The 23,319-nt window shown below is 62.3% G+C and carries 20 protein-coding genes and 1 tRNA gene; 9 read left to right on the top strand and 12 right to left on the bottom strand.

The genetic code is table 11. The features are described 5' to 3' along the window. Window positions 1–109: 109 nt before the first annotated feature. Both glnA and OW493_RS08250 read right to left on the bottom strand, forming a co-directional pair. Window positions 110–1,516, bottom strand: a complete 1,407-nt coding sequence (gene glnA, locus OW493_RS08255) for a glutamate--ammonia ligase (protein ID WP_065392424.1) — start codon at window positions 1,514–1,516, stop codon at window positions 110–112. Further along, window positions 1,509–1,802, bottom strand: coding sequence for a hypothetical protein (locus tag OW493_RS08250; RefSeq protein ID WP_136939534.1), 294 nt, complete (start codon window positions 1,800–1,802; stop codon window positions 1,509–1,511). Before OW493_RS08250 ends, glnA begins: the two co-directional genes overlap by 8 nt. A 373-nt stretch (window positions 1,803–2,175) precedes the next feature. Between OW493_RS08250 and typA the strand changes: the two genes are divergently transcribed. The 3 genes from typA to rnk all read left to right on the top strand — a co-directional run bounded on the left by typA (window position 2,176) and on the right by rnk (window position 6,067). Beyond that, complete coding sequence (typA, locus tag OW493_RS08245) at window positions 2,176–3,984, top strand: translational GTPase TypA (RefSeq protein ID WP_077379915.1); 1,809 nt, start codon at window positions 2,176–2,178, stop codon at window positions 3,982–3,984. Window positions 3,985–4,610: 626 nt separating this feature from the next. After that, window positions 4,611–5,501 carry a WYL domain-containing protein gene (locus tag OW493_RS08240; protein ID WP_077379913.1) on the top strand — a complete coding sequence of 297 codons (891 nt, stop codon included), beginning with the start codon at window positions 4,611–4,613 and terminating at the stop codon, window positions 5,499–5,501. A 152-nt stretch (window positions 5,502–5,653) separates the two neighbouring features. Further along, a complete protein-coding gene (rnk, locus tag OW493_RS08235) occupies window positions 5,654–6,067 on the top strand; it encodes a nucleoside diphosphate kinase regulator (protein ID WP_077379911.1) in 414 nt (137 codons plus the stop codon). Window positions 6,068–6,073: 6 nt separating this feature from the next. Here rnk and OW493_RS08230 read toward each other — a convergent pair whose 3' ends face one another. Beyond that, window positions 6,074–7,531 carry a coniferyl aldehyde dehydrogenase gene (locus OW493_RS08230; RefSeq protein WP_289863811.1) on the bottom strand — a complete coding sequence of 486 codons (1,458 nt, stop codon included), beginning with the start codon at window positions 7,529–7,531 and terminating at the stop codon, window positions 6,074–6,076. 293 nt (window positions 7,532–7,824) lie between these two features. Beyond that, window positions 7,825–7,901, bottom strand: a tRNA-Arg gene (locus OW493_RS08225). A gap of 145 nt (window positions 7,902–8,046) precedes the next feature. Here OW493_RS08225 and OW493_RS08220 point away from each other — a divergent pair. Continuing rightward, on the top strand, window positions 8,047–8,541 hold the full coding sequence (locus tag OW493_RS08220) for a c-type cytochrome (protein ID WP_289863810.1): 495 nt from the start codon (window positions 8,047–8,049) through the stop codon (window positions 8,539–8,541). Window positions 8,542–8,554: 13 nt separating this feature from the next. Here OW493_RS08220 and rep read toward each other — a convergent pair whose 3' ends face one another. From rep to pyrE, 4 genes are all read right to left on the bottom strand, one after another. Beyond that, window positions 8,555–10,636, bottom strand: coding sequence for a DNA helicase Rep (gene rep / locus OW493_RS08215; RefSeq protein ID WP_077379907.1), 2,082 nt, complete (start codon window positions 10,634–10,636; stop codon window positions 8,555–8,557). Between the two features lie 75 nt (window positions 10,637–10,711). After that, the gene (trmL, locus tag OW493_RS08210) at window positions 10,712–11,185 is read right to left on the bottom strand and encodes a tRNA (uridine(34)/cytosine(34)/5-carboxymethylaminomethyluridine(34)-2'-O)-methyltransferase TrmL (RefSeq protein ID WP_176503476.1); all 474 of its coding nucleotides are present in this window, start codon (window positions 11,183–11,185) and stop codon (window positions 10,712–10,714) included. A 145-nt stretch (window positions 11,186–11,330) separates the two neighbouring features. After that, complete coding sequence (locus OW493_RS08205) at window positions 11,331–11,891, bottom strand: YfaZ family outer membrane protein (RefSeq protein ID WP_077379903.1); 561 nt, start codon at window positions 11,889–11,891, stop codon at window positions 11,331–11,333. 55 nt (window positions 11,892–11,946) lie between these two features. Next, window positions 11,947–12,621 carry an orotate phosphoribosyltransferase gene (gene pyrE, locus OW493_RS08200; RefSeq protein WP_077379901.1) on the bottom strand — a complete coding sequence of 225 codons (675 nt, stop codon included), beginning with the start codon at window positions 12,619–12,621 and terminating at the stop codon, window positions 11,947–11,949. A gap of 86 nt (window positions 12,622–12,707) precedes the next feature. On the opposite strand from pyrE, the gene OW493_RS08195 reads away from it, so the two are divergent. Next, window positions 12,708–13,475, top strand: coding sequence for an exodeoxyribonuclease III (locus tag OW493_RS08195; RefSeq protein ID WP_077379899.1), 768 nt, complete (start codon window positions 12,708–12,710; stop codon window positions 13,473–13,475). Between the two features lie 132 nt (window positions 13,476–13,607). Here OW493_RS08195 and rph read toward each other — a convergent pair whose 3' ends face one another. Next, a complete protein-coding gene (rph, locus tag OW493_RS08190; RefSeq protein ID WP_077379897.1) occupies window positions 13,608–14,354 on the bottom strand; it encodes a ribonuclease PH in 747 nt (248 codons plus the stop codon). Window positions 14,355–14,549: 195 nt separating this feature from the next. Here rph and OW493_RS08185 point away from each other — a divergent pair, with 195 nt between their 5' ends. The 3 genes from OW493_RS08185 (at window position 14,550) to OW493_RS08175 (ending at window position 16,823) form a co-directional block, all read left to right on the top strand. After that, a complete protein-coding gene (locus tag OW493_RS08185) occupies window positions 14,550–15,413 on the top strand; it encodes a YicC/YloC family endoribonuclease (RefSeq protein ID WP_289863809.1) in 864 nt (287 codons plus the stop codon). A 24-nt stretch (window positions 15,414–15,437) separates the two neighbouring features. Then, window positions 15,438–16,295, top strand: a complete 858-nt coding sequence (locus OW493_RS08180) for a DUF3883 domain-containing protein (protein WP_289863808.1) — start codon at window positions 15,438–15,440, stop codon at window positions 16,293–16,295. Between the two features lie 99 nt (window positions 16,296–16,394). Continuing rightward, a complete protein-coding gene (locus tag OW493_RS08175; protein ID WP_054556341.1) occupies window positions 16,395–16,823 on the top strand; it encodes an organic hydroperoxide resistance protein in 429 nt (142 codons plus the stop codon). Between the two features lie 96 nt (window positions 16,824–16,919). Here the strand turns inward: OW493_RS08175 and OW493_RS08170 are convergent, their stop codons facing one another. After that, a complete protein-coding gene (locus OW493_RS08170; RefSeq protein ID WP_077379885.1) occupies window positions 16,920–18,500 on the bottom strand; it encodes a BCCT family transporter in 1,581 nt (526 codons plus the stop codon). A 341-nt stretch (window positions 18,501–18,841) separates the two neighbouring features. Beyond that, entirely contained in the window at window positions 18,842–20,419 is a 1,578-nt protein-coding gene (locus tag OW493_RS08165) for a BCCT family transporter (protein WP_289863807.1), read from the bottom strand. A 294-nt stretch (window positions 20,420–20,713) separates the two neighbouring features. On the opposite strand from OW493_RS08165, the gene OW493_RS08160 reads away from it, so the two are divergent. Next, window positions 20,714–21,715: a GlxA family transcriptional regulator gene (locus OW493_RS08160; protein WP_255304485.1), complete on the top strand. Its 1,002-nt coding sequence runs from the start codon at window positions 20,714–20,716 to the stop codon at window positions 21,713–21,715. A gap of 115 nt (window positions 21,716–21,830) precedes the next feature. Here the strand turns inward: OW493_RS08160 and OW493_RS08155 are convergent, their stop codons facing one another. Continuing rightward, on the bottom strand, window positions 21,831–23,018 hold the full coding sequence (locus OW493_RS08155) for an MFS transporter (protein WP_077379879.1): 1,188 nt from the start codon (window positions 23,016–23,018) through the stop codon (window positions 21,831–21,833). Window positions 23,019–23,319: the final 301 nt, after the last annotated feature.

Here is a 23,319-nt window from a genome sequence, read left to right as displayed (position 1 = left end):
CGAGAACAGGGCCATACCTGTCGGTATGACCCTGTGTGTCTCGCCTCACGCATGCCCCGCGCTCAGACTGCTCCGGGCGGGGCCGTGAGCGACATGCGCCGTCGGTAGATCAGACGCTGTAGTACATGTCGAATTCGAGCGGGTGAGTCGCCATGCGCAGGCGCTGGATGTCTTCGCCCTTCAGCTCGAGGTAGGCATCGATCATGTCGTCAGTGAAGACGCCACCCTGGGTCAGGAACTCACGATCGCCGTCCAGCGCGGTCAGTGCCTGTTCGAGGCTCTCGGCCACGGTCGGGATGGACTTGGCTTCTTCGGCCGGCAGGTCGTAGAGGTTCTTGTCCATGGCATCGCCCGGGTGGATCTTGTTCTTGATGCCGTCGATACCGGCCATCAGCATCGCGGAGAACGCCAGGTACGGGTTGGCCGTCGGATCCGGGAAGCGAGCCTCGACACGCTTGCCTTTCGGGCTGGCGGTGTACGGGATACGGATGGAAGCGGAACGGTTGCGGGCAGAGTAGGCCAGCATGACCGGGGCTTCGAAGCCCGGCACCAGACGCTTGTAGGAGTTGGTGGACGCATTGGTGAAGGCGTTCAGCGCACGAGCGTGCTTGATGATGCCGCCAATGTAGTAGAGGGCCATTTCGGACAGACCCGCGTACTCGTCACCGGCGAACTGGTTGTCGCCATCCTTCCAGAAGGACTGGTGAACGTGCATGCCGGAACCGTTGTCACCGACCAGCGGCTTGGGCATGAAGGTCGCGGACTTGCCGTAAGCGTGCGCCACGTTGTGGATCACGTACTTGAGTTCCTGAACCTCATCGGCCTTCTTGACCAGGGTGTTGAACTTGACACCGATCTCGTTCTGGCCGGCGTTCGCCACTTCGTGGTGGTGAACTTCGACTTCCTGACCGATGGCTTCCAGGGTGTTGCACATGGCAGCACGGATATCGTGGAAGCTATCGATCGGCGGGACCGGGAAGTAGCCGCCCTTCAGACGCGGACGGTGACCCAGGTTGCCGCCTTCCGGCGTGGAATCGGTCGCCCATGCACCTTCTTCGGAAGAGATCTTGAACATCGCGCCGTTCATCTCGTTCTTCCAGTGCACTTCATCGAAGATGAAGAATTCCGGCTCCGGACCGAAGAAGGCAGTATCGCCCAGACCGGTGGACTTCAGATATTCCTCGGCACGCTTGGCGACGGAACGCGGGTCGCGCTCATAGCCCTGCATGGTGGCCGGCTCGATGACGTCACAGCGCAGCACCAGAGTGGTGTCTTCGGTGAACGGGTCAAGGAAGGCAGTGCCGTCGTCCGGCATCAGGATCATGTCGGACTCGTTGATGCCCTTCCAACCTTCGATAGAAGAACCATCGAACATCTGACCATTCTCGAAGAATTCTTCGTCAACCGTGCGCGCCGGGATGGAGACGTGCTGCTCCTTGCCCTTGGTGTCGGTGAAGCGCAGATCAACCCACTTGACTTCGTGTTCTTCAATCAGGGCAAGTGTCTTCTCAGCCATGGTAATTCTCCGATGGAGCCGGCGGCTCGGTTGCAGTTGGTGTCAGCGTTGTCTGTTCAGGTCTTTCGTTGTCTGTCTTTTTTCTCATGGTCAGCCAATGGATGCCAGCCATGAAGAGGATGACCTGATAATGCATCGAGCGTGCCAGAATGAAGCACACCAGAACATCAACAACAATAACTAACTGAAAACAATGAAGAAATACATGCACCCAAAGATGACATGCTGGATTTTGCAGCGAGAAACATGACCCCACAAGGTGCAGAAAAGAGGATTGCGCAGGCACGAATTATCATATTGGTGCATCAAAAAATGCCTTGGCACCAATATGGTGCACAGCGAGCCATCAGGCCGATATGACCGGTCGCATCAGCCTCACGCTGGCCGCGTCAATTCGAGAGAACTCGCTGTCGATGACGGTCTTTTTCGCTCGTGATCGTCATGGCAGCCCTTGGCCACAAGTTTTTTTTCATCTGTCACAAGCGCGCGGAAAAGACTTGAGAGACAATCATTTGGGCACTTCAGGCCAATCCATGGCCCTCACTGACCCGCCTCGTGAATGCACGATGCTGGCAGGAGGCATGCCATGCCCCCTATAATGCGCCCCAAATCACAAGCGCCCGGTACGCGAGCGCCCATTTTCCGCACAGGTTCCCGTCGTGATCGAGAAACTTCGCAACATAGCCATCATCGCCCACGTTGACCACGGTAAAACTACCCTGGTCGACAAGCTCCTGAGTCAGTCTGGCACCCTGGACCGCAAGGCCGAGGGTCAGGAACGCATCATGGATTCCAACGACCAGGAAAAAGAGCGCGGCATCACCATTCTCGCGAAGAACACCGCGATCCAGTGGAACGATTACCACATCAACATCGTGGATACCCCTGGGCACGCTGACTTCGGTGGCGAAGTCGAGCGCGTGATGTCCATGGTCGATTCCGTGCTGCTGCTGGTCGATGCTGTCGATGGCCCGATGCCGCAGACTCGCTTCGTGACCCAGAAGGCTTTCGCCCAGGGTCTGAAGCCGATCGTCGTCGTCAACAAGATCGACCGTCCGGGCTCTCGTCCTGACTGGGTCGTCGACCAGATCTTCGATCTGTTCGACAACCTGGGCGCGACCGACGAGCAGCTCGACTTCCCGATCATCTACTGCTCTGCCCTCAACGGCATTGCCGGCATGGATCCGGAAGACCTGCAAGACACCATGGACCCGATGTTCCAGTCCATCGTCGACATCGTCGAGCCGCCGAAGGTCGAGCTGGACGGTCCGTTCCAGATGCAGATCTCCGCACTGGACTACAACAGCTACGTCGGCGTCATCGGTCTGGGCCGCATCAAGCGCGGTTCCGTCAGCCCGGGTCAGCAGGTTTCCATCGTCACCAAGGAAGGCGCTGTCCGCAAGGGCAAGATCGGCCAGGTCATGACCCACATGGGTCTGGACCGCGTGCAGACCGACAAGGCGACCGCCGGCGACATCGTCTGCATCACCGGTATCGAGAACCTCGCGATCTCCGACACCATCTGCGACACCGCGACCGTCGAAGCGCTGCCGCCGCTGACCGTCGATGAGCCGACCGTCTCCATGACCTTCCAGGTCAATGACTCTCCGTTCGCCGGCCAGGACGGCAAGTTCGTCACCAGCCGCAACATCCGTGAGCGTCTGGACCAGGAACTGATCCACAACGTCGCCCTGCGCGTCGAGCAGGGTGAGACGCCGGAGAAATTCGTCGTTTCCGGCCGTGGTGAGCTGCACCTCTCCGTGCTGATCGAATCCATGCGTCGTGAAGGCTTCGAGCTGGCCGTGGGCCGCCCGGAAGTCATCATCAAGGAAATCGACGGCAAGAAGCAGGAGCCGTACGAAGAAGTCATCATCGACTGTGAAGAGCAGCACCAGGGCTCCATCATGGAAGAGCTGGGCTACCGCAAGGGTGAGCTGACCAACATGAACCCGGATGGCAAGGGTCGTGTGCGTCTGGACTTCATCATCCCGTCACGTGGTCTGATCGGCTTCCGTGGCCAGTTCCTGACCCTGACCTCCGGTACCGGCATCCTGACCAGCCGCTTCGATCACTACGGTGACCTGAAGGAAGGCGCAGGCGTCGAGCGTCGCAACGGTGTCATGATCTCCATGGTGCCGGGCAAGGCACTGTCCTACGCCCTGTACACTCTGCAGGAGCGCGGCAAGCTGATCATCGGTCACGGTACCGAAGTCTATGAAGGCATGCTGGTGGGTATCCACAACCGTGCCAACGACCTGGTCGTCAACCCGACCAAGGCCAAGAAGCTGGATAACATGCGCTCCACCGGCAACGACGAGAACATCGTGCTGACGCCGCCGATCCGCTTCACTCTGGAACAGGCGATCGAGTTCCTGGATTCCGATGAGCTGGTGGAAGTCACTCCGCTGCACATCCGTATCCGCAAGAAGTATCTGAAAGAGAACGAGCGCAAGCGCGCAAGCAAGTAAGACGCTGCCCGTGCAGCCCTCCTCCCCAAGTGGAGGGCAAGCCTGAAACGCAAAAGACCCGCCTCCCGGCGGGTCTTTTGCGTTTCAGGCGTTAACAACGCCACTTCCCTAATACTCGAGCATGTCATTGCAGATAGTGCGTCGCCATTAGGGCCGGCAGTTTCCCCCCTCAAACGTCCGTTCCTTGGCCTAACGCGTTCTAACCTCTTAAATGTGAGTCATATCAAGCTTCTGTTGTTGCGCATATCGCAGTGCTGCTCTCTTCCACCCGGCGATAGTGGTTTTCGGATGCGCCAACTTGTTGCCCGTAATGGCCAGAAGCCGCAATAGAAAACTGGAACCTGTTTATATGGCAACAGATTATTTCAATGCGTCACTTTCATGCGACGCAATGAAGTCGCGCCTTTCGCGGACACTGGGGTCAACGCATCCGAACAGGTATCTTCTGCCGGAGCTTTTTTCATGCCTACCCAGCATTTAAGAAGTCCTCAGCCATCACAGGAAGCCCGGAACCGGGTCATCTTCCCGATCATCAATGACGCCTGCCACGCGTTGCCATTGCCAGGGCCCTCTCCAGCAATCTCGCATTTCGGCGCCATAGAAGACCCGTATGAAAGGATTCATCAATGAGCATCAAGGAACGCCTGGAAACCCTGCCCTGGGACACGCTGGCACGCTACCGTCTGATCGAGATCATCGCCCTGTGGGAAGGCCGCGTCACGTCACGTCATCTGGGCAACGCCTTCGGGATAGCACGCCAGCAGGCGTCACGCGTCATGAAGACCTATCGCGAGACCGTCGCCGAACACAATCTTGAATATGATCCCGTGATCAAGGGCTACCGCCCCTCCGCCAATTTTCACCCGATGCTGACGCGGGGTGAGGTGGATGAATATCTGCAGCTGCTCGGCAATCATGACAATCTGAATCCCCACTTCACCGGACTCGGACTCGGTCAGGCCAACACCGAGGCGCTCCGCTTGCCGTCCCGCAGCGCCAGCCCGCCCGTGGTCCGGACATTGATTGAAGCGGCCAGCCAGGGAGCACGCCTGGAGGTCACCTACGCCTCTTTGAACTCCCCTCAGGGGGAAGAGCGTATCCTGTGTCCACATACGCTGGTCTATGCCGCAGGTCGCTGGCATGTGCGGGCCTTCTGTGAGAAGAACCGGGCTTTTCGCGACTTCGTGCTGTCTCGATTCCGCGATGTCCCTGAGCTGTTCGGCGAGGCCCTTGAAGGCAGTCAACGTGAATTCGATGACGGCTGGGAAACCCGGGTCACCCTGCGCCTGGGGGCAGACCCTCGCCTGACGCCAGATGAGCGTGGCCTGATCGAACAGGACCACGGCATGGTCGACGGCGAGCTTCACCTCCCGACTCGCGGCGCCCTCGTCCAGTATGTGCTGCGTGAGCTGGGCATCAATCCGGATTATCTGGATGAGTCGCCCCGTGCGCAGCAATTGGTGGTGTTGAATCATGCCGAGATCAGCGACTGGTTGTTCGTCAGCTCCAGCGCCTGAAACGATGGCTTGCAGGACTATTCAGCGCTGAGTGAAGTTTATATGATGACTTCTGCACACAGTCCTTCGCCTACCCGGCGGAGGGCTGTTTTTTTGGTAACTCGCCAGGCCTTGTCAGCAAGGCGCGGATACCACACCTGACAGGAGGTCACATGGCCACACTTCCCTCGATCATCATCAATCGTCTGGATGCCGAACGCCTCGAGCGCCTGATCGATCGCGTCTCGGCTGCCGACCGCCAGGTGGCGGAACAGCTCGAGGACGAACTGGAGCGCGGCGATATCGTCGAGCCTCACGAGGTGCCCGCCGATATCGTCAGCATGAACAGCCGCGTGGAGTTCACGGATCTGACCCGCCAGCAGACCCTGATACGCACGCTGGTCTATCCGCACGCCCTGTCAGACCAGCAGGATGGCCTGTCAGTACTGGCGCCTCTGGGAGCCGCTCTGCTGGGGCTGCGGGTCGGTAGCCTCATCGAGTGGCAGCTGCCGGATGGCAGCCTGCACGAGGTACGCATCGAGGCGCTCCACTACCAGCCGGAAAGCGCGGGCGATCTGCACCGCTGATACCGCCTAGCGCATCAGCAGACGGCGGATCAGACCATGGATGGCGCGTGCTGCCGGCCCGTCGGCATAGGGCGGATACATCAGCTTCGCGCCATTCATGCGCCCCTTGGCAAAGACGCCCTTGGCCTTGCTCAGCGTCTGGAATCCTTCCCGCCCGTGGTAATGCCCCATGCCGGATGGCCCGATGCCGCCGAACGGCATGTCATCCTGCGCCACATGCAGCAGGGTGTCGTTCAGACACATTCCGCCTGCATGCGTGCCCTCGGTGACCCGCTGCTGTTCGTGCTTGTCGTGGCCGAAGTAGTAAAGCGCCAGCGGGCGTGGGCGCGCATTCACGTAGGCCATCGCAGCGGACAGCTCATCCACCGCCGCGTCCGGCAGCGCGACAATCGGCAGCAGCGGCCCGAAGATCTCCTCCTGCATCACCCGCATCTCATCCGTTACCTCAAGCAGTGCCAGCGGCGGCATCAGACGCTTCTCGACCAGCGCCGGGTCATCCCAGTCAGGGCTGTCGAGCAGTGGCCTGAGCGTCGCACCCTTGGCCAGTGCATCCTCGAGCACTTCCCTCACGCGCTGGTATTGACGCTGATTGATGATGCGCGAGTAATCCTGCGTCTCGGCGAAGCGCGGATAGAAGCGCTGGAAGCACTCCCCCAACGCCTGAACCAGCGACTCGATCTGATCTTCCGCACACAGCACGTAATCCGGAGCGACACAGGTCTGGCCGGCATTCATGCCCTTGCCGAAGGCAAGACGTGAGGCCGCCTCGCGGCGCTGCGCATCGTCCGCCATCAACTGGCGCGACATGATCACCGGCGACTTGCCGCCCAGCTCCAGCGTGACGGGGGTCAGATTCTCCGCCGCGGCGCGCATCACATGCCGGCCCACCGCCGTGCTGCCGGTGAACAGCAGGTGGTCGAAGGGCAGTGCCGAGAAGGCCGCCGCGACCTCGGCCTCGCCGGTCACCACCGCGACCTGCACTTCCTCGAAGGCATCCGCGAGCATGCCGCGCAGCGCCTCGGCGGTTTCCGGCGTGAATTCGCTCATCTTGATCATCACCCGATTGCCGGCGCTCAGCGCGCTGATCAAGGGGCCGATCGCCAGATACAGCGGATAGTTCCACGGCACGATGATGCCGGCCACACCAAGTGGCTGGTAGACGACACTTGCACTGGCTGGCTGGAAGGCGGCGCTGACGTGGCGCTTCGAGGGCTTCATCCAGCCCTTCAGGTGACGGCGTGCATGGCGAATGCCCTCGTAGCTCGGTACCAGTTCCGCCAGGCGTGTCTCGTGAGCACTGCGATGACCGAAATCTCGGCTGATGGCCGCGACCAGGGCCTCCTCGTGCGCCTTGAGGGCATCACGCAGCGCTGCCAGCCAGCCACGCCGCTCCTCGGCACTCGGCATCGGCGCGTGGGCGAAGGCTGCTCGCTGAGCGTCCAGCAACTCACGCATGCGAGCCATCTCGGCCTCTCCCTCGTGGTCTGATGAGGCAGTCGCAGCGTCGGAGGTGGCAGGCAGGTCGTCAACAGCACGGGGGTCTACAGGGGAAGCAGGCGTCATGAGCGTATCCGGTGGGAGCTGTCGAGAATGACAGACGTCGTCGTGGCTCACTCCGTTTTAGAACACTCGTTTGATGGCGTCAAAGAAAGTCTGCACGACAGTCCACGCAAGCCAGAATGCAAGAAGCCCCCGCACCGTGAGGTGCGAGGGCTTCTCGGATGTCATCTTGCCGATCGGCCGATGACGGAATTCGTTGGCGCGCCCAGCAGGATTTGAACCTGCGACCCCTGCCTTCGGAGGGCAGTACTCTATCCAGCTGAGCTATGGGCGCGCATGCCATGGTTGCGGAGAACCAAGGCGCGCTTATGGTAACGTCTTGATTCTACGTTGTCGAGATATCACGCCCGTCACACGGTTGCCGCCCCCTCGGCCAGCGCTATACTGGCTCGATACACAGCCTTCAAAAGGTGCACCTCATGCAAGCTCGCCAGCCATCCGCGTCATTCCTCACGCGCTCATCCCTGCCGGTTTCCCTGAGCGCGATGCTGTTCAGCGTGCTTGTCAGTTCACAGGCGCTCGCCGCGGACAATTCGCATGACGCCATCGCCGAGCGCCTCAAGCCGGTGGGTGAGCTATGCCTGAAAGGTGAGAGTTGCGCAGGTGACATGGCCGGAGCGGGCCAACAGCCGTCTGCGGCGGCGGAGAGTGACTCCGCCAGTGCTGCCAGCGCGATCGACGGCGAGAAGGTCTACGGCGGTATCTGCATGGCCTGCCATACCACGGGCGCGGCCGGCGCACCGCGTCTGGGTGAGGCCGGCGACTGGGAAGCGCGTCTCGCCAAGGGCGACGAGACGCTCTACACCCATGCCATCGAAGGCTTCAATGCCATGCCGGCCAAGGGCGGCAACCCGGCGCTGTCCGATGAGGAAGTGAAGGCCGCCGTGGACTATCTGCTCGACTCCGTGCGCTGACCCTCGAGCGCGACTAACCGAGCAGGGAACGCAGGCCCGCGATGGCATCCCGTCCGCGGGCCACCTTCTTCTCCTGATCCTGCGGCTTGTCGGCACGCCCTTCCCACTCGAGATCCTCGGGGGGCAGCTCGTCCAGGAAGCGACTCGGCACACAGTCCATCATCTCGCCATAGGTCTTGCGCTGCCGGGCCAGTGTCAGCACCAGCGTGCGCCGTGCCCGCGTGATGCCGACATAGGCGAGGCGACGCTCCTCCTCCACCGTCTCCATCTCGATGGAGTTGCGGTGCGGCAACAGGTCTTCCTCCAGCCCCATCACGTAGACGTGCGGGAATTCCAGGCCCTTGGAGGCATGCAGCGTCAAAAGCTGCACACGGTCCGAATCGTCCTCCTCGGCCTGCTGCTCGAGAATGTCGCGCAGCACCAGACGTGAGATGGCCGCCGCGACATCACCGGTCTCGGTGTCACCGACCATCGCCTCGCTGCCCTCAAGCTCTTCCACCTCCTCCTGGGGATTGCCGCTGATCGACTTCTCCAGCTGGTCGATCAGGATCCAGACGTTGGCCATGCGCCGCTCGGCGATCTTGGGGGCACTGGCGTTCTGATACAGCCAGCCCTCGTAATCCACTTCATGAAACAGCTCGCGGATCGCGCTGATCGACTGACCAGCATCCATCTCGCGACGCACGCGGTCCAGCGTGTGGGTGAAGCGGCCGAGGCGGTCCAGCGCCCGCTCGCTCAGCTGCTCGCGCAGGCCCATCTCGCTGCAGGCGGCGTAGAGTGACACGCCACGCCCGGTGGCGTAGTTGGCCAGCTTCTCCAGCGTGCCCGGCCCGACTTCGCGTCGCGGCACGTTGACGATGCGCAGGAAGGCATTGTCGTCCGCCGGGTTGATCAACAGACGCAGATAGGCCATCGCGTCCTTGATCTCGTTGCGCCCGAAGAAGGAGGTGCCGCCGGAGAGCTTGTAGGGAATCTGATAGTGCTGCAGCTTCAGCTCCAGCAGGCGCGCCTGGAAGTTGCCACGATAGAGCACCGCGAAATCACGCCACTCGGCGCCTTCCTTGATGCGCCGCGTCAGGATCTCCCCCGCCACGCGCTCGGCCTCGGCCTCTTCGTTGCGATTCATGATGATGCGGATCGGGTCGCCATCGCCCATCTGCGACCACAGCGTCTTGTCGTAGACGTGCGGGTTGTTGGCGATCAGGGTGTTCGCCGCGCGCAGGATGATGCCGGTGGAGCGATAGTTCTGCTCCAGCTTGATCAGATTCAGCCGCGGGAAATCCTCGCCGAGGGTGACGAGGTTCTCGGGGCGCGCGCCGCGCCAGGCGTAGATGGACTGATCATCGTCCCCCACCACGGTGAAGGTCTGACGCTCCTGCATCAGCATCTTCACCAGCAGATACTGACTGATGTTGGTGTCCTGATACTCATCGACCAGCATGTAGTGGATGCGCCGCTGCCAGCGCGCCAGCACCTCGGGATGGTCACGGAACAGCACCACCGGCAGCAGGATCAGGTCATCGAAGTCCACCGCGTTGTAGGCCTTGAGATGCCGGTTGTAGGCCTCGTAGATCACCGCGGCGTACTGGGCATCTTCATCCTCGGCATGCGACAGCGCCGCCCCGGGCAGGATGAGGTCATTCTTCCAGGTGGAAATCTGACTCTGCACCGCATTGATCTGCTCGGCGTCGGTGTCGGCTTCCTTGTGCATCAGTTCCTTGATCAACACCTTGGCATCATCGGTGTCGAACAGCGAGAAGCCCGGCTTGTAGCCCAGTGTCTTCAGCTCGCCGCGGATGATGGTCAGGCCGAGGGTGTGGAAGGTCGAGACGATCAGCCCGTGGCCCTCGCGGCCCTTGAGCATCTTGCCGACTCGCTCCTTCATCTCGCGCGCCGCCTTGTTGGTGAAGGTCACGGCGGCGATGTTGCGTGCCTTCATGCCGCATTCCTGCACCAGATAGGCGATCTTGGTCGTGATCACGCTGGTCTTGCCGGAACCGGCCCCTGCCAGTACCAGACAGGGGCCATCGATGGCACGCACGGCTTCCTGCTGGCGGGGATTGAGCTTGGCGAGGCGATCACGGATCTCGGTCATCACGGTGTCCTGCTGGGCGAGGAAATCAATCGAAGAAACATCTCTGGTGGTGCCGGGCACGACCGGGCAGCGCACTCAATCGAGCTGCACGGCCCCGGCAAAGTCGAGCTGACGCCAGCTTTCGTAGACGACGACGGCGACGGCATTCGACAGATTCATGCTGCGGCTGTCGGCCAGCATCGGCAGGCGCAATACCTGCTCGCGGGGGAGACTGTCGAGCATCGCCTGTGGCAGGCCGCGCGTCTCCGGGCCGAACACCAGCGCATCACCAGCCTGGAAGTTGGCCTCATGTGGCGCGGTGCGACCCCGCGTAGAGAGCGCGAAGATGCGCGCAGGCTTCACGGTTGCGACGAAGTCATCGAGGCTGGCATGGCGCTGCACACGTGCCCACTCATGATAATCGAGTCCGGCACGCCGCAGGCGCTTGTCCTCCAGCTCGAACCCGAGCGGCTCGATCAGATGCAGGCGAAAGCCGGTATTGGCGCACAGGCGGATGATGTTGCCGGTATTGGGCGGAATCTCGGGCTGATAGAGCACGATATCGAGCATGAGCGAACTCGCGGCAGATGACGAAACAGGGCGTTGGCAGGCCAGCATTCCCCTCATGGCAGCACCGCCCGCCAGGACAACGCAAAGCGGGCCCCGAAGGGCCCGCCATCTTACCGCAATGCGCATCCGTCGCGCAGGGCGGGAATCAGAACTGCAGACGCATGCCGACCAGCGGGCCGGAATCCAGCGTGCGCTCGTCCCGGTTGTCGAAGTCCGCCTTCACCTTGCGGTAGCCGACATAGCCTTCGACGTTGTCGATGACCTGGTAGCGGGCGCGCAGGCCGTACTCGTAGCTGTGCTCCAGCTCGTCGCTGGTCACGACGTTCGGGGTGACGTAGCCATAGCCACCCAGCGAGACGCGCGGCGCGCCCGGCAGGTAGTAGTAGCCATAGCCGCCCAGGCCCAGACCGCCGCCGTCACCGTGGTCGGTGTCGTACTGGCTCCAGCGTGCGCCGAGGCCCACGTCGTATTCGCTGGTGCGCTCGGTGCCCAGCAGCTGGACGTGACCGGCGGTGACATCATCGTGGTCATCGCTGGACAGGATACCGCCGCCGAGCTGGACGCCGTTGCTGATCTCGCCGTTCAGCTCGCCCTGGACGGCTTCACTGTTGAGGTTGAGATCGGCGTTGCCGGCGAGTGCCGGGGCGGACAGGCTCGCGGCAAGGATAGCTGCCGAAAGGCCGAGAATGTTACGGTAAGCTGTCATGTGCATGTCTCTCTACGTGACTGGGAAATGTGGTGTGCGCGGGTCATGAGCGCTCTCAGGCGCTCTGGAGACCGTACTGCGCACGATAGTCGCGGATAGCTGCCGCGTACCCAGACAGTTCCTGCTGTGCGTATTGCTCAAGATACTCCAGCACCTGGTCGAGCGTCACGATACTGACCACGGGCATGGAGAAACGTGCTTCCACTTCCTGGATGGCACTGTTCGCTTTCAGGCCACCCTGTCCATCCGGAGCACGCTCCTGACGGTCCAGAGCGATCACGACCCCCGCCGCCTTGGCACGCTCGGCGTGGATGATCTCCATCACTTCGCCGATGGCGGTACCGGCGGTGATGACGTCATCGATGATCATCACGCGGCCTTCCAGGGGCGCGCCGACCAGCGAGCCGCCTTCACCATGCGTCTTGGCTTCCTTGCGATTGAAGGTAAACGGCATGTCGCGCTGATGGTGGTCGGCCAGCGCGACGGCCGTCACGGCACCCAGCGGGATGCCCTTGTAGGCAGGGCCGAACAGCACGTCGGCCTCCAGGCCCGAGTCGACGATGGCGCGGGCGTAGAAACGGCCCAGGCGCGCCAACGCCTGACCGGAGCGGAACAGGCCAGCATTGAAGAAGTAGGGGCTCACCCGCCCGGACTTGAGCGTAAACTCGCCAAACCGCAGCACGTCCTGCTCGATGGCAAACTCAATGAACTCCCGCTGGTAGTCCTGCATCCGATATCACCTTTGAATTCGTTAGCCATTTACCAAATCGTCTAAAGCTCGGGTATCATACAGGCGCGACGAACCAGGGACCACGTATGAAAATCGCTACAGTTAACGTCAATGGTATTCGAGAAGCGGTCAGCCGCGGCTTCCTCGACTGGCTTGCCAGTCAGGACGCCGACGTCGTCTGCATCCAGAACCTCAAGGCCAAGAGCTTCGAGCTCGACGACAGCATCCTCTATCCGGAAGGGTATGAAGGCTACTTCCTTGACGCCGAGAAAGACGGCTTCTCGGGCGTAGGCCTCTACTGCCGCCAGATTCCCAAGGCCATCATGTATGGACTGGGCTTCGAGCAGTGCGACAACGAAGGCCGCTACCTGCAGGCCGATTACGACCGCTTCAGCATCTGCTCCTTCCTGATGCCTGACGGCAGTGATCCGGACGCCAAGGGCGCCTTCATGGAGCAGTATCAGGAATACCTCAGCAAGCTGCGCCGCAAGCGTCGTGATTACATGATCTGCGGCACCTGGCATGTGGCCCACAAGACCGTCGATCTCGCCAACTGGTCCGACAACCAGATGACGCCCGGCTTCAAGCCGGAAGAGCGCGCCTGGATGGATCAGGTCTTCGGCCCGATCGGCTTCATCGATGCCTTCCGTGAGGTCAATCGCGAGGCTCACCAGTACTCCTGGTGGCCGGCGCTGGACAGTGACCAGCCGCGCGCCCGTCAGGAAGGCTGGCGCCTGGACTATCAGGTCATCGACCCGAACCTGCGTCGTCACATCAAGGACGCATGGATCGATACCGACGCGACCTTCAGCGAATTCGCACCGGTGATAGTCGAGTACGACCTCGAACTGTGATCCGTCGCGTCTCGCCTTGAGCGCTCGGCCTCGGGCCACCCTGCCAGTCGCATGATGTGCCATCCGGCACTGACGAAAACGCCCCCACCGCGCAAGCGATGGGGGCGTTTTCCGTCGGGTCCCGAAAAGGACTCAGGCCTCGGCGGGCATGCCCAGCGCCGCACGCTGGGCGGCGAACAGCTCCGCTCCGGTCCGCTCGGCGAGATCCAGCAGCGCGTTGAGCTCGGCGCGATCAAAGGCTGCGCCTTCAGCCGTGCCCTGCACCTCGATCAGCCCCTTGCCTTCCGCCATCACCACGTTCATGTCGGTATCGGCCTTGCTGTCTTCCGGATAGTCGAGATCCGTGACCGGCACGCCCTTGTAGATACCGACGGACACGGCGCTGACCAGACTCACCAGCGGGTCCGTCTTGATCTTGCGCTCACGCTGCAGGCCCTGCAGCGCATCGACCAGCGCCACACAGCCACCGGTGATCGCCGCGGTACGCGTGCCGCCATCGGCCTGCAGCACATCGCAGTCGATGGTGATGGTGTATTCGCCCAGCTTCTTGAGATCTACCGCAGCGCGCAGCGCACGGCCGATCAGACGCTGGATCTCCACCGTACGACCACCCTGCTTGCCACGCGCCGCCTCACGATCACTGCGGGTGTGGGTCGCGCGCGGCAGCATGCCGTACTCGGCGGTCAGCCAGCCCTTGCCGGAACCGCGCAGCCAGCGCGGCACGCCCGCCACGACAGAGGCGGTGCACAGTACGCGGGTATCCCCGAACTCCACCAGCACCGAGCCCTCGGCGTGACGAGTGAACTCACGGGTCAGGCGGATCTCGCGCGGCTGCTCCGGGGTGCGGCCACTGGGGCGGATCACGTTGGCTTCGCTCATGGGGATTCCTTTGTTGCAGTCTTCGGGAGGCCAGAGTCTACACGCCACGCCCACGGGCGACGACCTTCACCGCACACCGGGCCGCCCGCCCGAGAGCACTGGGCGCTCAAGAGCGGCACGCGTACACTTCAGGCTATCAGCGCGGTCGCTCATGCACCGCCTCTCTTCTGACAGCCAACCGACAAGGAGCACGTCATGGTCCACAGCATGACCGCCTTCAGCCGCCAGACCCATGAAGCCGACTACGGCACCCTGACACTGGAACTGCGCTCGGTGAACCAGCGCTATCTCGAACCGCACTTCCGCCTGCCCGACAGCCTGCGCGAACTCGAAAGCGCCTTCCGCGAAGGCCTGCGCAAGCGCCTCAGCCGCGGCAAGGTCGAACTCTCGCTGCGCTTTGACGCCGAAGCCGGTGCCGACAGCCTCGCCGTCGATGCCAGACGCCTGGGCGAACTCAGCCGCGTGCTCGCCGAAGTCGGCCAGCACTGCCCGGACGCCCCGCAGCCCTCACGCCTCGCCCTGCTCGACTACCCCGGCGTACTGGTACGCGAAGGAGCCGATCAGGAGCGCATCAAGGCCGATGCCTTGAGTCTGTTCAAGCGCGCGCTGGACGAGCACATCGAAGGCCGCGCCCGCGAAGGCGAACGCCTCGCCGAACTCATCACCGCTCGCCTCGACAGCGTCGACAGCCACGTCGCCGAAGTCCGCCGCCTGATGCCGGACATCCTCGCCCGACAGCGTGAAACCCTGCTCGCCCGCCTCGAGGAAGTTCGCGCCACCCTCGACCCGCAACGCCTGGAAGCCGAACTGACCCTGATGGCCCAGAAGGCCGATATCGATGAAGAGCTCGACCGCCTCGACACCCACGTCAGCGAAGTCCGTCGTCAGCTCACCCAGAAGGGCCCCATCGGCCGTCGCCTCGACTTCCTGATGCAGGAACTCAACCGCGAAGCCAACACCCTCTCCTCCAAATCCGTCGTCGCCGACACCACCCGCTGCGCCGTCGAGCTCAAGGTACTGATCGAACAGATGCGTGAGCAGATTCAGAATATCGAGTGAAGTCTTGTGACAGGAGTTAGTCGGATGAGCAGACCCGAACCATGGAGTGGTGAAGAAGTTATTGCGACTGTCGAGACGTATAAGAAGATGCTAATTGCAGAGTTATGTGGTCAGCATTATGTGAAGACAGAACACAATCGCGAGCTTGCCAAGAAGTTACATCATCGCTCGAGAGCCTCTATCGAGTTTAAGCATCAAAACATCAGCGCCGTGCTACGAGATGCTGACTGCCCCTATATCAATGGCTACAAGCCGATGAGTAACTATCAGGGCATGCTGGTCGATGTCGTTGAGCGCCATCTGCTTCGTACTGAGCTATTCGATCAAGCAGCGCGCAATGCGGCGGATCGCCCGGTGATTGATGCGCCAGCCCCAAAGGATACCTCGATCATTGTGACGCCGCCGGACTCTAAAACACCTCCGATAAGTGTGCAGGAAGCTAAACAACGTTACGTAACACCCACACCGGTTAAGCGCGATTACCTGGCGCGAGAAGCCCGCAACCATGCACTGGGGAGTGCCGGCGAGCGTTTTGTGGTGGCCTTTGGGAAGATGCGCCTCAGAAAAGAAGGCCAGACATCGCTGGCCGAGAAGGTCGAGCATGTGGCGAAAACACAGGGCGATGGCTTGGGCTATGACGTCCTGTCCTTTGAGGCTGATGGCCGAGAGCGCTGGATCGAGGTGAAGACGACGGCATTCGCCAAAGAGTGCGCTTTTTTCATCACGCCAAATGAACTCAAGTGCTCACAAGCCAATCCAGAGCACTACCATCTTTTCCGCATCTTTAGCTTCTTAACCCAACCCAACATGTACTGCTTGAGGGGGGATCTTTACCCGCAATTGACGCTCAATCCGCAAAGCTATCGCGCACACCTACTGTGAATGGCTGGCTCCCGTGTCCTAGCAATTGAAACTCTGCCCCACAGCCACAATCTTGTCTACATCCCTCGACTGAGGGCTTTTCCGCTCAAGGAGTCAGGCATGTCTATCGAACAAGTGCTGTACCGTGCAGAAGCTACTACCACTGGGGGTCGTGAGGGCAAGTCGCGTTCTTCCGATGGTGCGCTGGATGTCACCCTGAGCACACCGAAGGAGCTGGGCGGTGGTGGCGGTGAAGGCACCAACCCGGAGCAGCTGTTCGCGGCGGGTTACTCTGCCTGCTTCATCGGTGCCATGAAGCACGTGGCCAGCACTGACGGCGTGACGCTGCCGGAAGGCTTGGAGATCACCGGCAAGGTGGGTATCGGCCAGATTCCGGCCGGTTTCGGTATCGAAGTGGCGCTGGATATCAGTCTGCCGGGCATGGACAAGGCCGAGGCGGATGCGCTGGTCGAGAAGGCGCACCAGGTGTGCCCTTACTCCAACGCGACGCGTGGCAACATCGATGTGACGCTGAACGTCAGCGTCTGATGACTGGCGACTGATCGCCAGACACGAAAACGCCGCCCCTCGGGGCGGCGTTTTTGATGGTGCGACACGCTCATTGCTCTCGAGCGTGCGAGCCGATCAGACGCCCTGCTCACGTGCCATGCGGCGGGCAATCAGCGGAGCGTTCCACAGGCTGGGCAGCAGAATCAGTGACACCGGTACGGCGGTGACGACGATGAAGGATTGCAGCGCATTGATGCCGCCATCGCCCATCGAGATCAGCAGCGCCGCGACCACGCCCATCATCAGGCTCCAGAACACGCGCACGCCACGCGGCGGATTGTCGTGACCGCTCATCACCATCGAGACCGCGTAGGTCATCGAGTCACCGGTGGTGGCGACGAACAGCGTGGTCAGCACCAGGAACAGCACCGAGATGGTGAAGCCGAACGGCAGTTGCTGGGTGATGGCGATCAGCGCTGCCGGCAGGTTGAAGCCGGTGAACGGGCCGGAGACGCTGCCCGGGTTGCTCAGCTCGAAGGCGAGACCGCTGCCACCGATGATGGTGAACCACAGGCAGGTGACCAGCGGCGAGATGACCGCGATCAACAGCACCATCTGACGCAGGGTACGGCCACGCGAGATGCGCGCGACGAACATCGCCATCAGCGGACCATAGCCGATGAACCAGCCCCAGAAGAACAGCGTCCAGCCATTCAGCCAGCCATCGTCAGCACGGAAGGTGGACATGGAGACGAAGTCGCCGACGTAGCGCACCAGCCCTTGCGGGAAGGCATCCAGCAGGAAGCCGGTCGGGCCCATGATCAGGATGAACAGCAACAGCGCGCCGCCGAGCAGGACGTTGGTGCTGCTCAGGAACTGGATGCCACGGGTCACGCCGCTCACCGCTGACAGGGTGTAGATGACAGTCAGCACGAGCAGCAGGGTGAGCTGGGTCGCGTAGGTATCGGGAATGCCGAACAGCGCGTTGAGCCCATAGCTGACCTGCAGGCCGAGGAAGCCGATGGGGCCGACGGTACCGGCGACTACCGCCAGCACGCAGCAGGCATCCACCAGTGCGCCGACGGGGCCACGCATGACGCGGTCGCCGAACAGCGGATAGAGCAGCGTGCGCGGCTTGAGCGGCAGGCCCTTCTCGTAGTGCAGGTACATGAAGATGATGCCGGTCAGGCTGCCGAGCATCGCCCAGGCCAGGAAGCCCCAGTGCATGAAGCTCTGCGCCAGCGCGTTGTAGGCGGCATCGGCGTTGCCCGTCGGGGCATCGGCGCCGAACACCGGCGGCGGCGAGGTGAAGTGAGCGATCGGCTCGGCCGCTGCCCAGAAGACACCACCGCCCGCCAGCAGCGTGCACAGGATGATGGCCATCCAGCGCAGCGTCGAGATATCCGGCGCGGCGAGTCCGCCCATGCGCACCCGTCCGGTGCGGCCGATGGTCAGCACGATGGCGATGACGAAGGTCGCCAGCATCAGCGCTTGCCAGTAGGCACCGAAGTAGTGGGTCGAGACACCGAAGGCACTCTGGATGAGCGCGGAGACACCGTCGAGATCGACCAGTGCGGCGATGGCGAACAGCGCCAGCACGCCACCACTGATGATGAAGACAGGCCAGTCGATACCTTGCGGGGAGTGTGCGGAATCAGCGGGGGGAGTTACCGGTGTGGCGGAGCCGGACGAAACAGTCCGGGAAGAATCCGTCATTAGTCAGCCTCTGGGCATGATCTGAGTGACGGTGCAGTGTATCAGTCGAGATAGAAGGAAATAGGCGATAAGCGGTTGTTTTTACACCTATGTAACGCGACGTATCATCAAGCCTACAGCCGTTTTACATTCTTGGCGCGCCGTAACATGACGCATCTTTCGAGTCGTGCCCCTTCGCGCCGCTTGTGCCCTCAGTCCCTCTCCTCATGAAGACGCCGCCCTGGAGGGCGGCGTCTTCTTTCTCGTCATCGGATGACATGGCCCTGCTCATCCTGCCGGGCGAATCATGTCGGGCGAACCATGTCAGCCAAGGTCATGACGGCCAAGGTCATGAGGATGAATCAGAGTCCTTGCTCGCGGGCCATCCTGCGCGCGATGCCGGGCGCATTCCACAGGCTCGGCAACAGGATCAGCGAGACCGGCACGGCGGTGACGACGATGAAGGATTGCAGCGCATTGATGCCGCCATCGCCCATCGAGATCAGCAGGGCTGCCACCACGCCCATGATCAGACTCCAGAACACGCGCACGCTGCGCGGCGGGTCGTCATGCCCACTCATCACCATCGAGATGGCATACGTCATCGAGTCGCCAGTGGTGGCCACGAACAATGCCGACAGAATCAGGAACATCACGGACATGATGAAACCGAACGGCAGCTGCTGGGTGATGGCGATCAAGGCCGCCGACAGGTTGAAGCCGGTGAACGGGCCGGACACGCTGCCGGGATCGGCCAGCTCGAAGGCCAGACCGCTGCCACCGAGAATGGTGAACCACACGCAGGTCGCCAGCGGCGACAGGAGAGTGATCAACCACACCATCTGGCGCAGCGTGCGGCCCCGCGAGATACGCGCGACCAGCATCGCCATCAGGGGCCCGAAACCGATGAACCAGCCCCAGAAGAACAGCGTCCAGCTGTTCAGCCACCCAGTGTCCGCGCGAAAGACCGCCATCGGCGCGATGTGTTTCAGGTAGTCCACCATGCCCAGCGGGAAGGCCTTGAGCAGGAATTCCGTCGGTCCCATGATCAGGATGAACAGCAACATCGCGCCGCCGATCAGCACATTGGCGCTGCTCAGGAATTGAATGCCGCGCATGACACCACTCACCGCTGACAGTGTGTAGACGGCGGTCAACATGGCCAACAGCACCAGTTGCGTCGTGTAGGTGTCGGGAATGCCGAACAGCGCGTTGAGCCCGAAGCTGAGCTGGATGCCGAGAAAGCCCACTGGCCCCACGGTGCCCGCGATGACCGCCAGCACGCAGCAGGCATCCACCAGCGCTCCCGCAGGTCCACGCATCACCCGGTCGCCGAACAGCGGATAGAGCAGCGTGCGCGGCTTGAGCGGCAGGCCCTTCTCATAGTGGAGATGCATGAAGACCACGCCGGTCAGGCTGCCCAGAACTGCCCAGCCGAGAAATCCCCAGTGCATGAAGCTCTGCGCCAGCGCGTTGTAGGCAGCATCGAGATTGCCCACGGCGGCGTCCGGGCCGAACACCGGTGGCGGCGAGGTGAAGTGGGCGATCGGCTCCGCCGCGGCCCAGAAGACGCCGCCCCCCGCCAGCAACGTGCACAGGATGGTCGCCATCCAGCGCGGCGTGGAAATGTCCGGCGTGTCCAGGCCACCCAGCACCACCCGTCCCGTGCGACCGAACGTCATGCCGATGGCGACAAGGAAGGTGGCGATCATCAGCGCCTGCCAATAGGCACCGAAGTAGGCGGTCGAGAGATCGAAGGCATGCTGGATGAGCGACGAGACGCCCTCGAGATTGACCAGTGCGGCGATCACGAACACCGCCATCACGCCACCGCTGAGGAGGAAGACGGGCCAGTCGAGGCCCCGGGAGGAAGCGCGGGAAGGGGTAGGGGCTGCTGAAGTTGCGGCGCCGGACGAAAGGGTCCGGGTGGTATCCGTCATTTATCTGCCTCTGGGCATGGTCTGATTAGCCGGGCAGTCTATCAGCCACACCCTTGGCATCGCTGTGACAAGTCCATGATTTTACTGCTGTGTTACGCGAAGTATCACCAAGCCCACAGCGGCATTACATTCTGCCCAACACAAGGACACCGGATTGCCACTCGCCGTGCCTGCCAACTCCTGAGAGGATGAAGCTGACACGTGAGGCATTGCCTGCCCCGCCCCCTCCTTCATCCGCGATAGTGCTCCCTCGATACCATGACATCGCCTCGCCGCCGTGATTTCACCCCCTCGATGAAACTGCGCAACCAGCGCCTGCTTCAGGACGTGACCTGCTCCCGGAGCGCACCGCTCGATGTGGCCTTCGTGCTGCTGGAGCACTTCTCCCTCCCCGCCTTCACCTCCGGGCTGGATGCGCTGGTGACTGCCAATCTGCTCCGTGACGATCCCTTCTATCGCCTGCACACCTGTGGCCTGAACGATGGCAGCGTACGCAGCGATCTGGGCATCGACATCATGCCCGGCCTGACGCTTGCCGAGCTGGACCCCGCCCAGTGCGATCTGCTGATCGTGTGCGGAGGCTATCGCGTGATGCTGGAAGAGATTCCGAAGCTCAACGACCTGCTGCGCCGTGCCGCCCAGCAGGGCTGTCGCCTGGGCAGTCTGTGGAACGGCAGCTACTTCTTGGCCTCGGCCGGGGTGATGGAGGGCCATCGTTGCACCATTCACCCCGAGAACGCGGCGCTGTTCAGCGAGACCTTCCCCGCGCTCGAGCTGTCCCGAGCCCCGCTGGTCGTCGAGGAAGCGCGTCTCAGCAGCGCCAGCGCCGCCAGTGCGCTGGACATGATGCTGGAAGGCATGCGTCAGCGTCACGGAGAGGATCTGGCGCGCAGCGTCGAGGAGATTCTGGCCTGCGAGCGCCCGGCCACGCCCAGTCCGTGGCATGTCGAGCAGACGCTGCCCGCACCGGACAGTCACCTTCCCGAGGCACTGCGCTCCATCCTGGAGTTGATGAGCAGCAACCTCGAGGAGCCGCTGAGCATGACCGACATCTCGCACTGCGTCTCCCTGTCGCGGCGCCAGATAGAGCGGCTTTTCACGCGACATCTGGATACCACGCCATCTCGCCATTATCTGGAGATGCGCCTGACACGCGCCCGCCAGCTGCTGACCCAGGGCAATGCCAGCATCACCGATGTCACCGTGGCCTGCGGCTTCGTCAGCACCACACATTTCAGTCACTGCTTTCGGGATTACTTCGGCATGTCACCGACGCGCGCTCGCCAGAGATGCTGACAGTCCCTTGCCACTGATGAGCCCCAGAAACGCAGAACGCCGCCCCGAAGGGCGGCGTTCTGCGTTGCGACGTCTTGTGCTCACGGGGCTTTCACGGCCTCGCTTCATGCCCACATCAGGCGGAAGCCGTCTGCAGCTCGCGGCGCTCATGGCGCTGCCCGAGCAGGAAGACGATCAAGCCGGCGATGGCCATGGCCACCCCGACCAGGCCGATGGAGGAGTGGGACGGGCCATACGCGAAGGCCAGGCCACCACACCAGGCGCCCAGCGCATTGGCGATGTTGAAGGCCGCATGATTGAGGGTCGCCGCCATGGTCTGGGCGTCTTCCGCCACATCCATCAGGCGCATCTGCAGCGCCGGTGCCAGGCCGATGCCCGTGCCGACCAGTCCGACGAACAGGATACCGCTCCAGACACCGTCGGCGGCGAAGTAGAAGCCACCCTGTACCAGCGCGCTCCAGATCAGCACGGCAGGAATGGTGCGCATCAGGTCGATGTCCGCAGCACGGCTACCGATCAGGTTGCCGATGATGGTGCCTACCCCGAAGACGGCCAGCACCATCGGCACCAGATTCTGGGACAGTCCGGCCTGGACGTTGAGCGTCTCCACCGCATAGCTGTAGACACTGAACATGCCGCCGAAACCGATGCAGGCGATGCCGAGGGTATAGAGCACCCGCGGCTTGATCAGCGCGGCCAGCTCGGTCAGCGGCGTCGCGTTCTGATTGCCTGCCTGATAGGGCACGAAGCCACGCACCAGCACGGCCGTCGCCAGCGCCAGCAGGCCGACGAGGAGGAACGCGGAATGCCAACCGAACAGACTGCCGAACCAGGTCGCCGCTGGCGCCCCGATGAGAATCGCCACCGTCAGCCCCATCATCACGCGCCCGACGGCACGGCCACGCTCGCCGGCGGGAGCAGCATCCGCCGCCACCAGTGCGGCCACCCCCAGATAGACGCCATGCGGCAGCCCCGCGATGAAGCGCAGCGCGGCGAAGCTGGTCAGTGAGGGGGCCATCAGGCTGGCCACGTTGCTGAGCGCGAACAGCAGCATCAGGCCGATCAACAAGCCGCGCCGCGGCAGGCGTGCGCCAAGCGCAGAGATCAGCGGAGCACCGACCACCACCCCCATCGCATAGGCGCTGATGGCATAGCCGACCTGCTGGGATGACACCTGAAAGTCCGCGGCGATGTTGGGCATCAGCCCCATGATCACGAATTCGGTAGTGCCGATGGCAAAGGCACCGAGTGCCAGCGCCAGTTCGGCGATGCGCGGATGGCGCGCAACGGGGGAGGCAGACATGTCCGGGTCTCCTGAAACTTGAAAGGGGATATCACCCGTGTCCGTGCTCATCCGCAGCACCGCTGACAGGTGCAGGCCACGGATGGCATTGCCTGCGCATGGCTGGCGCTACGCAAGGCAAAAGACCGCGCGCCATTCATCATCTGCCAGGAAGGCGGGAATGAATGGCGCGCGGGACAGGTAACAGGTGATGCGCTCGTGCGTGGCGTCTCTCTTGGACGCCTGCTGCACGTCATGGCGCTGCTCTATCGTCTGGCAAACGGTATTGTGGCAAACCCCCTCAAGTTGCCTTGGGCGAGGC

This window comes from Cobetia sp. 14N.309.X.WAT.E.A4 (assembly GCF_030397495.1).
Lineage (GTDB): Bacteria > Pseudomonadota > Gammaproteobacteria > Pseudomonadales > Halomonadaceae > Cobetia > Cobetia marina.
This window is presented reverse-complemented; position numbering and strand designations above follow the sequence as displayed.

Bases quoted from the DNA above. Each gene is read 5' to 3' on its own strand.
- glnA (WP_065392424.1), bottom strand. From the start codon at position 1,516: ATGGCTGAGAAGACACTTGCCCTGATTGAAGAACACGAAGTCAAGTGG.
- OW493_RS08240 (WP_077379913.1), top strand. From the start codon at position 4,611: ATGAGCATCAAGGAACGCCTGGAAACCCTGCCCTGGGACACGCTGGCA.
- rnk (WP_077379911.1), top strand. From the start codon at position 5,654: ATGGCCACACTTCCCTCGATCATCATCAATCGTCTGGATGCCGAACGC.
- OW493_RS08230 (WP_289863811.1), bottom strand. From the start codon at position 7,531: ATGGCTCGCATGCGTGAGTTGCTGGACGCTCAGCGAGCAGCCTTCGCC.
- OW493_RS08220 (WP_289863810.1), top strand. From the start codon at position 8,047: ATGCAAGCTCGCCAGCCATCCGCGTCATTCCTCACGCGCTCATCCCTG.
- rep (WP_077379907.1), bottom strand. From the start codon at position 10,636: ATGACCGAGATCCGTGATCGCCTCGCCAAGCTCAATCCCCGCCAGCAG.
- trmL (WP_176503476.1), bottom strand. From the start codon at position 11,185: ATGCTCGATATCGTGCTCTATCAGCCCGAGATTCCGCCCAATACCGGC.
- OW493_RS08205 (WP_077379903.1), bottom strand. From the start codon at position 11,891: ATGACAGCTTACCGTAACATTCTCGGCCTTTCGGCAGCTATCCTTGCC.
- pyrE (WP_077379901.1), bottom strand. From the start codon at position 12,621: ATGCAGGACTACCAGCGGGAGTTCATTGAGTTTGCCATCGAGCAGGAC.
- OW493_RS08195 (WP_077379899.1), top strand. From the start codon at position 12,708: ATGAAAATCGCTACAGTTAACGTCAATGGTATTCGAGAAGCGGTCAGC.
- rph (WP_077379897.1), bottom strand. From the start codon at position 14,354: ATGAGCGAAGCCAACGTGATCCGCCCCAGTGGCCGCACCCCGGAGCAG.
- OW493_RS08185 (WP_289863809.1), top strand. From the start codon at position 14,550: ATGGTCCACAGCATGACCGCCTTCAGCCGCCAGACCCATGAAGCCGAC.
- OW493_RS08180 (WP_289863808.1), top strand. From the start codon at position 15,438: ATGAGCAGACCCGAACCATGGAGTGGTGAAGAAGTTATTGCGACTGTC.
- OW493_RS08175 (WP_054556341.1), top strand. From the start codon at position 16,395: ATGTCTATCGAACAAGTGCTGTACCGTGCAGAAGCTACTACCACTGGG.
- OW493_RS08170 (WP_077379885.1), bottom strand. From the start codon at position 18,500: ATGACGGATTCTTCCCGGACTGTTTCGTCCGGCTCCGCCACACCGGTA.
- OW493_RS08165 (WP_289863807.1), bottom strand. From the start codon at position 20,419: ATGACGGATACCACCCGGACCCTTTCGTCCGGCGCCGCAACTTCAGCA.
- OW493_RS08160 (WP_255304485.1), top strand. From the start codon at position 20,714: ATGAAACTGCGCAACCAGCGCCTGCTTCAGGACGTGACCTGCTCCCGG.
- OW493_RS08155 (WP_077379879.1), bottom strand. From the start codon at position 23,018: ATGTCTGCCTCCCCCGTTGCGCGCCATCCGCGCATCGCCGAACTGGCG.